The organism is Sporolactobacillus shoreicorticis (assembly GCF_024125445.1).
GTDB classification, from domain to species: Bacteria; Bacillota; Bacilli; order Bacillales; family Sporolactobacillaceae; genus Sporolactobacillus; species Sporolactobacillus shoreicorticis.
Genome location: NZ_JAMXWM010000015.1, coordinates 1 through 14,669, shown reverse-complemented (window position 1 = coordinate 14,669; position 14,669 = coordinate 1). Strand labels below are relative to the sequence as shown.

Genomic DNA, 14,669 nt, shown 5'->3' with positions numbered 1-14,669 from the left:
ATCCAAAGGAGGGCGAATTATGGTTACATTGTATACATCACCAAGCTGCACATCGTGCAGGAAGGCAAAAGCTTGGCTGAAGGAACATGATATACCTTTCAGAGAACGAAATATTTTCTCCGAACCGTTGTCCGTTGAAGAGATTAAAGATATTTTGCGCATGACCGAAAATGGGACAGATGAAATTATTTCGACACGGTCAAAAGCATTTCAAGAATTGAATATTCAGTTGGAAACCATGTCGATCCAGCAGCTTTTCGAATTGATTAAAGACAATCCGGGATTGCTGCGAAGACCGATTATGCTTGATGATAAGCGGCTGCAGGTTGGCTATAATGATGATGAAATTCGTCGCTTTCTTCCGAGAAAAGTACGTACATTCCAGCTTCAGGAAGCGCAACGCTTGGTTAATTAAAGAATAAGCAGCAAACGGATGTCCGGCAGGACATCCGTTTGCTTTATGTTGAGAACGGCCGCTCATCATCGCGTGGCCGTTCTTATTTGACGAAATTTATGATTTACCGGCAATTTGAGCTGAAGAAAAAAGATTGGTCAGCCAGCTAATAATAATTAATGCGGCAATAAGGGCGATGGGAAATAAATGGACCAAATGCTGAGAATTCTCAAACAGCCAATGCGTTTTCGGTTCGCTCATAATCATTTCCGATGCAGTATAGCCAAGAACGCCGCCGCCGGCATAGATCAAAATCGGGAAGCGTTCTAAGGCGATGAGAATCATCTTGCTTCCCCAAACAATGATAGGGACGGAAAAAATAAGTCCAATAGCAATATAACCGATATGACCGTTTGAAGCACCGGCTATGGCAAGCATGTTGTCAAAACCCATGACGACATCTGCGAGTACAATGGTTTGGACGGCGGCAAACATCGACGTGCCTGCACGAACATTATGTTTTTCTTCTTTGTTTGTCATTAGGCGGATGGCAATGATGATTAAGAAGAGGCCTCCCGCGAGCATCAGAAATGGGATGTTCAGCAAGGATACAACAATTGCTGTCAAGCAGATCCGTACAATGACGGCAAGCCCGGTACCGAGAAAAATGGCTTCGTTCCTCTGTTTCTCTGCGAGTCTGCGGCAGGCAAGCGCAATAACGACCGCATTGTCTCCGCCCAAAATAATATCTATAAAAATAATTTTTAGAATAAAAAACAGGGTATTGAGATCAAAAGACATGCGTTGATAACTCCTTTCCTCTGCCTCCGTTCAAACTTATGCAAACTTGTCCCGAATCATTCCGTCAATCTGTTTGACAGACATGGGCTGCCTCCGCTGTTTTCTTTGCATAAATAATCTGCCCGATCAATAAAATGAAGCAATTAAACTTATTTTGCATGCTAAGAAGGCAAGTGCGGAATGTTTGAAATAAGGAGCACTTTTTATTTCAATAGTGAAGGTTTTATCATACAATAGAGGTACAGGATCGATGTTGTCCCATTGGCAGTTGGTCACTCCCATAACTAGTGATGAAGAAGGGAGAGATAGCGTTGAAAATCGAACGAATTAACGAAAACACACTGAAATTCTACATCAGTTATTTGGATATTGAAGATCTTGGTTTTGACCGTGAGGAAATTTGGTATAATCGTGATCGAAGTGAAGAACTTTTCTGGCAAATGATGGATGAGGCGCACAGTCAGGAATCATTCTCACTTGAGGGACCGCTTTGGATTCAAGTTCAGGCGCTTGAGAAGGGTATGGAAATTATTGTAACCCGTGCTCAAATTTCCAAGGACGGGGCGAATCTTCAGTTGCCGATCTCAGAAAATAAGCATTTGGATATTCCAATTAATGATCGCGAGGATCAGGATTCTGATCAATCGAACATGTCTGAGGCTGAGGCAATGAAGGACGGCGAAGATCAGGATGATGAGGCCGAAGAAGATTCACAGCCAATTTCCTTCATTATCGAATTCGATGATCTTGAGAACTTGGTTTCACTCAGCCACGCTTTTGAGCCGCATGAGGATATGGATACCGCATTATATGTGTACAAAAATCACTATTATTTAAATATTACATTCACCGATGAATTATCAGATGATTGTCAGGATGATGACTTGAGCAAGATGCTTGAATTCGGTCTTGATACAAGTATGACGCAGTATGTTCTCATGGAATATGGGAAGGAACTGATAAAGGACCATGCCTTGCAGACAATAAAATCTCATTTCCCCTTGCTTTCGTAAGTTTCCCCAAAGTATCTATAAAAGATGATCTGAAAAGCCTGCCAATGGCAGGCCTTTTGCTTTTTTCCAAAGAGGCTGCTGAGTATTGGTGAATGCCTGTTCATTGTGCGGAATTTTTCTTACACATAAGAAGGAATGGCAATCATTTCTGTCGAATCATAAAAATAAAAGAAATAGGTGGTGATTTTGTGCTCATCGCGTCAACGAAAGACGCTGAACAAATTTCGTTGATTACCCGAATATGGTCTCGTGAAAAGCTGGTGCGGATGGGGAAAACTGATGGGTTTTATTGTCCTGTTTGCCGGGCGCCGGTGCGGTTGAAGATGGGTACAAAACGATGTTGGCATTTTGCACACCAGCCGCATCATGCATGTTTTGCAGATGGCGAACCGGAAACCTTCGCACATGTATCAGGTAAAGAAGATCTCTTTCATTGGTGTAAAGATACGGGACGATCACCACAATTGGAACATTATCTGCCCGCACTCAGGCAGAGACCAGATTTGTATTTGCCGGGATTTGAACCAACCGTCATTGAGTACCAATGCAGTGTAATCCCTGAGCATTCGTTCATCTTGCGTTCAAAAGGGTATCTTGACGCACATATGACGCCGGTGTGGGTCATCGGCACTGATCATTATCATCGGCAGCGGGGCAAGATTCGCTTATCCGGTTTTACTACTATGGCGATTCGCCAATCAAGAACCTTTCCCGAAACACATTCGTTTTCTTCCCCTTATTTTGTTTGTTTTTATGATCCTTCTGCTCGGCTTATCCGCTGTGTTCACATTCTTTCTCCACTTTCGAAAACACATTTTATTTCCCAGGAAAACAGCAACACACTCTCAGACTTCAGGCCTTATCAGTTAATTTCTCCGCCACAGAAATTTCTGCCTGCTCCGTTCAAACGTTATTGGCTTGAAGCGAAAAGAAGAAAACGTCAGGCAGTTCCTCATCGCATGACACATGAAGAATATGTATTGCGGACGCAAACCTATCAATTAAGACACTATTTTGCCTGTTATCCATCCTTTGTCGGGCTGCCGCATTGTTCCTTTATTCATCTTATGAATCCTCCTTTGCTGTGGCAGATGTGGGTCTATCTTTTTATGGGTGTTCTTGAACCTGAACATTATGTAATGCCCCGACAAATTATTGAGGAAGCCGCATTGAGGGGGATGGGGGCGCTGTATGAACTTCGCTGTCTTCCGCTTTGTCCATTGAAAACTGCAGACCAGCTTGTCAGCATCTATTTAGAGCAACTGGTTCGATTGCGTGTTGCTGAAAAAATGGATGACCGTTATCGGCTTATCGGTCTGCCCCCAAAAGATCTGCTGCTTTCTCGATTGCTTGAGGAAGATCAGCGTGTACTGGAGCGACTGGAGAAATCACTTCTTTTAAATCCAATTAACGAATAAGCTAAATTTTGCGTAAATGATGAAAAAGAAGTACGATATGATTGATACATTTTTTGGAAAAGCAATAACAATGGAGGTGCCGCAATGGCTGGTGAAAAGACAACTGCGCTCCCAAAACGAGAGGATATTCCAGTTGAGGAAATATGGGATCTCGAAGCAATTTTTCCTGATGTGGATGCGTGGGAGAATGCGTTTCAAAAAATTAAGGATTTAATCGCTGAAGCGGAACAGTTTAAGGAGAAAATCGGAGATTCTGCCGAAACATTACTTGCGTTCCTTAAGAAACAAGATGAACTGACGGAACTTTTATATAAGGTCTACGTCTATGCACACATGAAATCAGATGAGGATACAGCAAGTGCAACCTATCAGGCGCTTCATGACCGCGCCGGCAATCTTGTTGCAGTGGCAGGGAGCAAGTTAGCTTTTGCTGTTCCTGAAATTTTAGCCATTGACCCGCAGACGCTGAACGGTTTTATTAACGATAGTAAGGATCTTCAGCTCTATCGCCATGCACTTGATGAAATCATTCGGACGCGTCCTCATGTGCTTGATAGTGAAAAAGAAGCGCTTCTTGCGGCGGCCGAAGAGGTTACCAACGCTTCATCGACAACGTTCGGTATGCTTAACAATGCGGATCTGAAATTCCCAACGATCAAGGGTGAGGACGGAGAGGACGTTGAAATTACACACGGGCGTTATGGGACGCTCATGGAAAGTGAAAATCGGCAGGTACGCAAAGCGACGTTCGAAGGTATTTATAAGACGTACGGTGCATTTAAGAATACCTTGGCATCGACTTTGAGCGGGCAGATTAAGCGAGATACGTTCTATGCGAATGCACGCCATTATAAGTCGGCACGGGAAGCGGCTTTGTTCGGTAATGATATTCCGGAAACGGTTTATGATAATCTGATTAAAACGATTCATGACAACCTGCCGTTGATGCACCGATATGTGGCCTTGCGCAAAAAGGCACTCAATGTTGATGAACTTCATATGTATGATCTCTATGCTCCTCTTGTTCCGAATGCGAAGATTAAAGTGACTTATGATGAAGCGAAGGAAATTGTCATTAAAGCCTTAGCGCCACTTGGCGATGATTATTTGAACGTCATTCTGGACGGTTTTAAGAAACGCTGGATTGATGTGCGCGAAACGCAAAACAAACGGAGCGGCGGCTACTCAGGCGGCAGCTATGGCACGATGCCCTACATTCTGCTCAACTGGCAGGATAATGTTGACAGCATGTTCACACTGGCGCATGAGCTTGGTCATTCGATGCACAGCTACTATTCCCGTACGTACCAGCCGTACCCATATTCCGACTATTCAATCTTTGTTGCAGAAGTTGCTTCCACGTGCAATGAAGCGCTGCTGAACCACTATCTGCTTAAAAATACAAATGATAAGAAGCGGAAACTCTATCTGTTGAATAATCAATTGGAGGGCTTCAAAGGAACGGTATTCAGGCAGACGATGTTTGCGGAATTTGAGCACATTATTCATGAGAAGGCACGCGCCGGAGAAGCGTTGACCGCAGATCTTTTGACGAAAACTTATTATGACTTGAATAAAACTTATTTTGGGACGGATATTGTCGTTGATAAAGAAATCGGTCTTGAATGGGCGCGCATCCCGCATTTCTATTACAATTACTATGTTTATCAATATGCGACAGGCTTCAGCGCTGCTTCAGCTCTTTCTTCGCAAATTCTGCAGGAAGGCGCACCGGCTGTTGAGCGGTACAAAAACTATCTGAAATCAGGAAGCTCAGATTCACCGATTGAAGTGCTTAAGAAAGCAGGCGTTGATATGACGGACCCTAAGCCGGTTCAACAGGCAATGGATGTGTTTGCCAACGTTCTGGATGAAACCGAACATTTGCTGTTTAGCTGAAACGGAACAAATTGAAAGAATAAAGGCAAGGACCGGAACCTCGGTTCTTGCCTTTATTCTTTCCCTCTCCGGTGCCGAGTCAGAAAGCACACCGTGAAGAAAATAATCACGAAAAGCATTGCCCCGGAAAGCAGCAGAGATTCTAAATGCAGCAGCCCAAGCAGAAAATAATAAAAACAAAAAACGGTACCAGCACTCAGAAGACAGAAAATAGCAAGCTTCATGGCATTCACCCTTCGCAGTTTCTTTAAATCATGCTATGCCGGTTTGAGAGCAAACATGTGAAACACTAGTAAAAAATGCTAGAGCTTGAGATAGCCGCGTACGCGTTCGTAAATCCAATCCATGGCCAAGCTCTTTTGATAGACAAATTCAAATAGGCGGCCCCGTACGTATACTTCATAATTGAACCAGCCACGCCTGGTCATGCGAATATGATTGCTGAAAATCTCTTGCTTATTTCTTCGCAGATCCAGTGTTACCTGAGTAATGACGGCATCCAATAGTTCCAAGTAAATCGTTTTGAATTTAACGTCCGCATGGGCGATAATTTTGCGATCATGTTCAAATGACGTTCTAATGAGCGGCAGCAGCATATATTCGGCAACAATTTTTGTTTCTTTCTCGGTCATCTCCGAGGCGGGCAGAAATCGCTGGTAACCATTCATTTGCAGTGCCCCCCGATCTTACCCGCCCGTGCGCGCAGCTGACTGGATGACATGAGTGAGGAACCCCGAAAAATAGCTGTTTTTCCATATTTTTGATAAATTTTATCCACAGCGGTATTCAATCTTGCCTTTTCTTCAAGGCGGGCAAAGAGATCCAGTTGATAGCTGGCTGATACCGGCTGAAGATCATTGAGCGTCACTGCGGCGGCTCGTACCGGAAGGCGGTTCCAGCTCTCTGTAAAAAGTCGATTGGCCGCATGGTAAATATCCATGTCGAAATTTGTCGCAAAGGGAAGCCTGACTTGGCGTTGAAAGCCGATATGGTGCTGAAAAGTTCCAGAAATGCCGACGGAGACAACATGCCCCATATAATGTCTGCTGCGGGCCCGATAAGCGACCTCTTCGCTCAATTCAAGAAGGATCACACGAATGTCGCGTATTTCCGAATAGTCGTACGGCAGAGTCATGTGGTGTCCGATCGCTTTCTGTTCTGTGAACGTATTCATGGAAACCGGAGCACTGTCCAGACCGCGTGAGGTACGCCATAACAGTTCTCCGTTCACACCCCAGCGCTTGCGCAGTAAAGGGAGCGGAAAATGGGCGAGATGGCCGATTCGGCGAATTCCCATTCCGGTGAAATGTTGTTCCATTCGATGTCCAACGCCGAACAATCCGCCGATGGGCAGGGGCCAAAGATATTTTTCTATATTCCCGGCATTTAGCTCAAAGATTCCTGTTTTGTCCTTTTTCCCATAATGATCACAAGCCATCTTGGCCAGTACTTTGTTTGGTCCGATTCCAATGCGGGTATAGATGCCAAAGTGTTCCTGCATGCGTTGTTGAATTTTCCGAGCGATGATCCACGGCGGACCAAAAAGCGGTAAACTTCCGGTCACGTCGATAAACTGTTCGTCAATCGAATAGGGCTCGACCAGATCGGTGAACTTTTTGAGAAAATCCGTAACGGATGTAGACACATCAATGTAATGCTGCATGCGCGGCAGCCGAATAACTGCCTGTGGACATTTAAGCAACGCCTGACCGAGCGGCTCAGCCGTCAGTACGCCGAATTGCTGGGCAATCGGGCATGCAGCCAAAACAATACCACTTCGCTGTTTCGGATCGCCTGCTACGATCAGGGGTTTGTTTCTGAATTCCGGAAAGTCTGCTTTCTCGACAGAAGCATAGAACGTTTGCATATCGATCAGGAAGATTACTCGATCCATGTAGGACACCTCAATTAATTGGATATGGATCTATTATAAACGAACATGTGTTCTTTTGAAACTGGAAATAAAAACATGTGTTCGTTATAATGGTTTTATTAAATAATTCAAGGCAATGAAAAAGCCTTGCTCTTTTTTAGAACAAGGCCATTTGTTTCTGTGAAATTCAACGCAGCAGATTTGTCGTTATTCGGAATGCCTGACATAGGACCAGTATTCGCCGCTTTTTAATGAAACGGGTTCGATGATTTGCTGCAGCTGCAGTTTGTGCAGTTCCTTTAATGCTTCTTCTTCGGTTAAATCATAAATGACAACGACTTCCTGGGTGGTCAGAAAGCATTGTTGCTGAAAATAATCTTTGAGCGGGATGTTTGGCGCCGGAGCTGGCTGTCCGCCCAACAGTTCGGTCAGAATCTGCACATAAACGGAATAAGGATAATGTCCGTTTACCTTAATGGCTTCAGAGTCATTGCAAGGGGCCGAGAAAACCAACGTTGGTAGCTCGGTAATGGCCAATTCATTAGCTAATCGGCGATCACATTGAAAAGCCTTAATCGGGCGGCTGGAATGATAATCATTAGAAAATTCCTGTTCATTCAGCCCGGCAAGCCGCGCGACATCGAGCAGCTCTTCAAATTTATTCAAGCCCTGTCTTCTGAGAAAAATCTGCTCACGCACACGGCGAAGAAAAATCTGCCCGGCCGCGCCTCCTTGGAATTCGGCAGCTTTAATCGCATAAGCGATCGAATAGGGAGATGGCGGATTTTCCAGCCATACGTCACTGTCACAGCACATGCCGGTCAGGCGGGCATATTTGTCCCATTCCTCGGCGATTTTTTTTGCACGGTTGAATTGACAGCGATTCACCGTGTCATGGTTTGTCGTTAACAAAACGCGAAATGTAAAATAGTCATGATATTGAAAAATAAATTTTTTAAGTAAAGGTTCAAAACCCCAGCATTCAGGACAAAGCGGATCAATAAATGTTAAAATTTCAACGCGTTGGAAGGTTCGTTTCCTGCCGGCTCTTAATGTACACGACTCATTTCCCGGTGTTCCCTCACATATGGACCCTTTCTCAAAACGTGTCATGGGATCCCACCTCTGGAAGAAATTTTAAATAGGGCGGCATCATCAGAAATGACGCCCGATTCAGATGGGCTGTGCCGATAATCGCATGTGTCCATCTCATCATATCTTTATCCATTATTGATAAAGTCAACCTGCCTTTATTATATTCTTTCCATTTCAATCGTTGAATGGTGGAAGCACATCTTTATGGTTCCATCGTCTTGAAACTTTCTATATTGTAACAAGTTCCGATCATTGAGGGCAACTAATCAGATTCGGGCACTGCTTTGTTGCGGGCAGAACTGTTTGAAAAATGCGTTTTGTTTAATAAATGAAAGTGTTGGGAAAATGTTTTCAAAGGTTGAATCCGTAAATGAAGGTGCTATAATTTGAGACCCGGGGAGCTAAGAAAAAATAAAGTGAATAAAGGAAGAACGATATGTTACCTGCTTTTTCCATTAGTGAATTAATCAAAAAATCATGTATTTCAGTTTGTGCTGCTTTTTTATGTGCGCTCAGCATGAATCTGTTTCTTGTACCGGCTCATGTCTATGCGGCAGGAATAAACGGTGCCGCCCAATTGATTTCAGATATTCTGCTTGATGGGGTTAATCTTCATCTTTCAATTGGTCTGCTGATTCTTATTTTGAATTTACCGATTGCCGCACTTGGATGGTATAAGGTTGGAAAAAGTTTTACCCTATTCAGTTTCATTACTGTTCTATTGACCTCATTATTTTTGACTATTCTGCCGGTGCACCCGTTGTCTTCAGATATTCTGCTCAATTCTATATTCGGCGGAATGATCTCCGCGCTCGGAGTCGGTATCGCCCTGAAATACGGTATTTCAACAGGTGGATTGGATATCATTGCTATTTTCTTAACGAGGCATAATCGCAATGCATCATCAGGTAAATATTTCTTGATTCTGAACGGCATTATTATTGTGATTGCCGGTGCAGTGTATGAATGGCAGTACGCACTTTATACGTTGATCTCACGTTTTGTAAACAGCTACGTCATTGACATGATTCATACAAAGTATCAGAAGTTGACGGTTATAACGGTCACAGATCGGTCGGAGCGGCTGATTGAAGCAATTCAGGATCAATTTGACCGCGGAATGACGGTTATTCCGTCGTACGGAGGATTTACCGGCAGCAAAAAGAGTACATTGATGATGGTCATCAGCCATTATGAATTGTATAAAATGGAGCGGCTGATTAAAAGCATTGATCCGAACGCATTCACAAATATTCTTGAAACAAATAAAATTATCGGCACGTTCCACACGGAGGAACAGCAGCGGGCGATCCAAGCCATGAAGCATGGGGAACATACCTTAAAGGTAGAGCAGACACTGGGGCCCCAGGATTACGAGCGGTTTCAGAAGTTATTCAATACGTCGGCTGTCAAATAAATTGGTGGATGGAAAACCTGATTCAGATCTTCACGAAAATTTGATGAATAAGAAACACAGCATTGAAAAAGAGGAGAACGCTCAGATGGGCGGCCTCCTCTTTTTCATTCTCGATAATGGGTAAAGACAAAGCGTTTGAAGTGGGCAGCCGCAGGAGACAAAGCTCGGTCTTCATACCATGAAAGCCCGATCTGCCTTGAACAGCTTGGCCACTTTACATGCAGTTTGGCCACCTTACTGTCATCAATATCTTTTTGGTCTGGAAGCAATGCAACGCCCAGTCCCGCCGCAACCAGACCGGCAAGCGTCGTTACTTCTTCGCCTTCAAATGTAACAATTGGTGTGAAATTTGCTTTTCGGCAAAGATTATCGGCAATCTTGCGCAGCTCGTAGCCTTCTTTCATCGCAATCATCGGTTCGGATTGGATTTCATCCAATGTGATGGATTCTCTGCGCGCGAGCGGATGGGTACACGGGAGCATGAGGAAAAGCTCTTCGTCCCATAGCTTTTCCCATTGAATATGGGGATCATCAAAAGCGTGATGCACGAGACACAGATCAATTTCTCCTGATTGAAGTTGTCTGAGCAGCGAGACATTGTTGTTTTGATAGAGCTTAATTCGTGTATTGGCGTGTTCTTTCTGAAATGCGCGAAGAATATTCGGAATCATATTCACGCCGAGCGTATGCAGAAAGCCTAATGAAACTTCACCGTATTCAGGATCAAGCAGAGACTGAATCTCCTTTTTTGTGTCATCGATCTCTTTTAAGATCCGATTGACATGTCTTAAGAATACTTTGCCGTATTGGTTTAAAATGATACTTCTTCCTTGCCGCTCAAAAAGAGAAATTCCCAGTTCCTCTTCAAGGCGTGCAATCGACCTGCTGAGCGCGGGCTGAGAGATTGACAGTGCCTCTGCTGCCTGCGTCATATGCTGAAGCTGGGCGACCTTTTGAAAATATTCAATCTGTTGCCACTCCATAAAATGAATCACTCCTAAAAAGGATGGGGAATAATAGCAAAGTAATAACCGCTTTCTAATTAAAGATGCCGTCATGAGTGCGGCATCGGTACTGAAATACGTATTCATATATTAACATAGATATGGTGAAAAATCCCGATATTAAAGCATTTTATTGAAAGCATATGATTTTCGGCAAAGCAAAAGGTGAAACGCGTAAATGCGGGAAGCCCGCGGCAGCAGGCGAGCAGTTGACGTGTCATTCTCAGGCCTGATGGATCAAACCTGCCTCCACACAGAATTCACACAGATGTAATGCGTATGTGTTTTATAGGTGTGATTGAATGTGTTGACTATGAATCCTTATGCATGAATATCATTCACAATATTTATTAGACAATGAATGGGGATTGTCATAGTATGGATGTTACAAAGAGAAACAGAGAGGATGGGAATTTTTCATGGATTATATTTCACCGGAAAGCAAGGCCTTTAAAAAGACATTAGTGGCTTTGTTTCTGGGAAGTTTTATCATGTTTGCCGATCTTTACTGCACGCAGCCTGTTATTGCTGTTGTTGCCGCTCAATTTCATGTGCAGCCGGCTATGGCAAGCTTGACCTTGTCGGCAGCGACCGGCGCGCTGGCTATTTTTCTATTATTTGTTTCATTTACCTCAGGCATGTATGATCGTAAGAAAGTGATGGTACTGGCGCTTGTCTCATCAGCAGTTCTGTCTATTGTTGTTGGTTTCATCCAATACCTTCCACTTTTGATCGCCGTTCGTTTTATACAAGGCGCGCTGCTTGCCGGCTACCCATCGATTGCGATGGCCTATATCAATGAAGAATTTGACAAAAAAGTACTCGGCTATGTGATTGGCATCTATGTCAGCGGCAACAGTTTGGGCGGTTTGGCCGGCCGACTGATCGTCGGAACACTCAGTGACACTTTTTCATGGAATGCGGCAATTGCCATTTTAGGATTGGTGAATCTTGTGATGGGTGCTTTATTCATTATGCTGCTTCCAAGGTCCAAGCATTTTGATGCCAAACGCGGATCTATTAAAAGAACGACAGCCGGCTTTCTCGAAAATATTGAATCACCGGCGCTTGTTTTCCTTTACTTAATTGGATTCATCCTGATGGGAAGCTTTGTGACGGTATATAATTATTTTGGTATCCCGCTTATGGAAGAGCCCTATCATTTAAGCCAGACTGTGGTCGGATTTGTCTTTATCATTTTTCTTGTCGGTACATTCAGTTCAACATGGATGGGTAAGCTTTCCGATCACACCAGTCGTTCCGGAGTGATTGCACTGTGCATGATTTTGATGGCTTGCGGTCTGTTAATTACGATGTCTTCATTGCTAATGCTGAAGATTTTCGGACTGGCGATGTTTACGTTTGGTTTCTTTGGCGGACATTCGGTTGCAAGCAGCTGGGTCGGCATTTTGGCGAACAGGCGGGAGAAAGCACAATCTTCGTCACTTTATCTGTTGTTTTATTACGTCGGATCAAGTGTAATCGGGCCTGTAGGCGGATTGTTTCTCGAGTCCTATGGCTGGGGCGGAGTCGTCATCTCGATATCCTTGCTTTGCCTGATTGGCATTTTGCTCTGCTACTATGTACGCAGATTAGTAACACATGGTGAATGTCATCGTTTCCGCCTTCATCATCACAACCACCATCACCAAAAAGTTGCGGGACAGCATATTTAATAAACATGATCATGAAAGAACCCGGTGCTCAATCCGAAAGGAACGGTGCACCGGGTTCTTTGTCTCTATTTTCTTTACAAAAATGAATAAAGAAAAAAGATTAGAGGAAACAAGTGTAAGTGATCGGATAAATAAAGGTTATTCAACTAACGCTGCTCACGTCCTGATCATACGGAAGTACGTTCGGTGACTCATTCGATATTAAGCCGTCCTGTCCGCCACAACTCAGGTTCAGCCTTCGCTGTTGCTTGGCTTCACCAAGTTTTCCTTATATAATAGGTGGGATGTGGAAAAATGAGACAGAAAGAGAAGAAGGACTTGAAAAAGGAGTGTTTGCAGTGACCGTTTTTGAAAACTATAAATACGAACGACCAGATGTCACTAAATATGAGGAAGCATTTGACAAAGCATTCGATGCATTTAAAAATGCCGAGACACTTGATAAAGCAGTGCATGCAGTTGAAGAAATCAATCGCATGCGTATGCATTTGGACACAATGTTTCGACTCATTGAAATCAGGCATACGATCAATACGGAGGATCCTTTCTATAAGGATGAGAATGACTTTGCCGATGAAACGACGCCGATCTTTGAAGGAAAAACAACCGAGTTTTATAAATTGCTCCTCACTTCACCATTCCGTGCGGAGCTGGAAAAGAGATGGGGCAGACAGCTTTTTGCGCTTGCCGAAGCACAGCTCAAATCTTTTTCGCCTGAAGTGATTCCGCTGATGCAGCAAGAAAACAAATGGGCATCCAAATATACCAAATTAATTGCTGCTGCAAAAATTCCGTTTCAAGGTGAGGAGCGTACGCTGGCTCAGTTGGTTCCATTCCAGAAATCTCCTGATCGTGAAGTGAGAAGAGCGGCGCTTAAAGCATATTTCGGTTATTTTGCTGATCATGAACAGGAGTTTGACAACATTTATGATCAATTGGTTAAAATCAGAACAGAGATCGCACATAAGCTTGGTTTTGATAATTATGCTGATCTCAGCTATTATCGAATGGCGCGTATTGGCTACGACCGCGATATGGTCAAAAACTATCGTGAACAGATTCGCAAATATGTGGTTCCTGCAGCGAACCGCCTGTATGAGCGTCAACGCGAGCGTATCGGTGTTGAACAATTAAAGTTCTATGATGTTCCGTTCCAATTCACGACTGGGAATGCAGCGCCAAAAGGAACCGCCGAATGGATCATTGAAAACGGGAAGAAAATGTATGCAGAGCTGTCACCGGAGACCGGAGAATTTTTTCAATTTATGCTTGATCACCACCTAATGGATCTGCTGGCAACAAAAGGCAAGGCCGGAGGCGGCTATTGCGAATATATTTTTGATTATGAGTCCCCATTTATTTTCTCGAACTTTAACGGTACGTCGGAGGATATCGACGTCTTAACACACGAGGCGGGTCATGCGTTTCAGGTTTACACAACACATAGTGATATACCCGAATATCGCTGGCCAACCTTTGAAGGTGCTGAAATCCATTCGATGAGCATGGAATTTTTTGCGTGGCCGTGGATGAATCTGTTCTTTAAAGAAGATGCGGATAAACGCAGATTCTCACATTTGAGCGATGCGCTCTTATTTCTTCCTTATGGTGTGAGTGTTGATGAATTTCAGCATGTTGTTTATGAACATCCGGAAATGACTCCGGCGGAGCGTAAGCAGGTATGGAAGGCTATTGAAAAGAAATACTTGCCATACCGTGATTATGATGGCTTTGAATTCCTTGAGAATGGCGGATTTTGGCAGCGTCAGGGACATATCTATGAGTCACCGTTCTATTATATTGACTATACATTAGCTCAAGTATGTGCGTTTGAGTTCTGGAAAAAATCACAGGAAGATTATGATGCTGCATGGAAAGACTATTTAAATTTGTGCAAGCAGGGCGGAAGCAAATCATTTTTGGAATTGGTAAGGGCAGCCGGCCTGGAATCGCCATTTAAAGAAGGCTGCGTTGAATTGATTGTTAAAGCTGTAACCGATTGGCTTGATCAGGTTGATGACAGCAGTTATTAATGTTAATGAACGTATACCAAAAGCACCCGGTTCCAGAACTTTATCC

Annotated in this window: 13 protein-coding genes; 7 read left to right on the top strand and 6 right to left on the bottom strand. The window is 43.8% G+C overall.

Annotated elements, in window-relative coordinates:
* The first annotated feature begins 19 nt into the window (after positions 1-19).
* Positions 20-415, top strand: coding sequence for a transcriptional regulator SpxA (spxA, locus tag NIE88_RS12900; protein WP_253062672.1), 396 nt, complete (start codon positions 20-22; stop codon positions 413-415).
* Positions 416-511: 96 nt separating this feature from the next.
* Here spxA and NIE88_RS12895 read toward each other — a convergent pair whose 3' ends face one another.
* The gene (locus NIE88_RS12895; RefSeq protein ID WP_253062670.1) at positions 512-1,195 is read right to left on the bottom strand and encodes a TerC family protein; all 684 of its coding nucleotides are present in this window, start codon (positions 1,193-1,195) and stop codon (positions 512-514) included.
* 311 nt (positions 1,196-1,506) lie between these two features.
* Here NIE88_RS12895 and mecA point away from each other — a divergent pair, with 311 nt between their 5' ends.
* From mecA to pepF, 3 genes are all read left to right on the top strand, one after another.
* A complete protein-coding gene (gene mecA, locus NIE88_RS12890) occupies positions 1,507-2,208 on the top strand; it encodes an adaptor protein MecA (RefSeq protein ID WP_253062668.1) in 702 nt (233 codons plus the stop codon).
* 188 nt (positions 2,209-2,396) lie between these two features.
* Positions 2,397-3,626, top strand: coding sequence for a competence protein CoiA (locus NIE88_RS12885; RefSeq protein WP_253062666.1), 1,230 nt, complete (start codon positions 2,397-2,399; stop codon positions 3,624-3,626).
* Positions 3,627-3,710: 84 nt separating this feature from the next.
* Positions 3,711-5,525, top strand: a complete 1,815-nt coding sequence (gene pepF, locus NIE88_RS12880; protein ID WP_253062664.1) for an oligoendopeptidase F — start codon at positions 3,711-3,713, stop codon at positions 5,523-5,525.
* A gap of 53 nt (positions 5,526-5,578) precedes the next feature.
* On the opposite strand, the gene NIE88_RS12875 is transcribed toward pepF, so the two are convergent.
* The 4 genes from NIE88_RS12875 to NIE88_RS12860 form a co-directional block, all read right to left on the bottom strand.
* Entirely contained in the window at positions 5,579-5,749 is a 171-nt protein-coding gene (locus tag NIE88_RS12875) for a hypothetical protein (protein ID WP_253062662.1), read from the bottom strand.
* A 78-nt stretch (positions 5,750-5,827) separates the two neighbouring features.
* Positions 5,828-6,193 carry a YhjD family protein gene (locus NIE88_RS12870; RefSeq protein ID WP_253062660.1) on the bottom strand — a complete coding sequence of 122 codons (366 nt, stop codon included), beginning with the start codon at positions 6,191-6,193 and terminating at the stop codon, positions 5,828-5,830.
* Complete coding sequence (locus NIE88_RS12865; RefSeq protein ID WP_253062658.1) at positions 6,190-7,419, bottom strand: DNA polymerase IV; 1,230 nt, start codon at positions 7,417-7,419, stop codon at positions 6,190-6,192. Before NIE88_RS12865 ends, NIE88_RS12870 begins: the two co-directional genes overlap by 4 nt.
* Positions 7,420-7,605: 186 nt before the next feature.
* Positions 7,606-8,511: a DsbA family protein gene (locus NIE88_RS12860; RefSeq protein WP_253062655.1), complete on the bottom strand. Its 906-nt coding sequence runs from the start codon at positions 8,509-8,511 to the stop codon at positions 7,606-7,608.
* Between the two features lie 418 nt (positions 8,512-8,929).
* Here NIE88_RS12860 and NIE88_RS12855 point away from each other — a divergent pair, with 418 nt between their 5' ends.
* Entirely contained in the window at positions 8,930-9,910 is a 981-nt protein-coding gene (locus tag NIE88_RS12855; protein WP_253062653.1) for a YitT family protein, read from the top strand.
* 104 nt (positions 9,911-10,014) lie between these two features.
* Here the strand turns inward: NIE88_RS12855 and NIE88_RS12850 are convergent, their stop codons facing one another.
* Positions 10,015-10,893, bottom strand: a complete 879-nt coding sequence (locus tag NIE88_RS12850; RefSeq protein ID WP_253062651.1) for a LysR family transcriptional regulator — start codon at positions 10,891-10,893, stop codon at positions 10,015-10,017.
* 440 nt (positions 10,894-11,333) lie between these two features.
* On the opposite strand from NIE88_RS12850, the gene NIE88_RS12845 reads away from it, so the two are divergent.
* Positions 11,334-12,590: an MFS transporter gene (locus NIE88_RS12845; protein ID WP_253062649.1), complete on the top strand. Its 1,257-nt coding sequence runs from the start codon at positions 11,334-11,336 to the stop codon at positions 12,588-12,590.
* A 284-nt stretch (positions 12,591-12,874) separates the two neighbouring features.
* Complete coding sequence (locus tag NIE88_RS12840) at positions 12,875-14,623, top strand: M3 family oligoendopeptidase (RefSeq protein WP_253062647.1); 1,749 nt, start codon at positions 12,875-12,877, stop codon at positions 14,621-14,623.
* Positions 14,624-14,669: the final 46 nt, after the last annotated feature.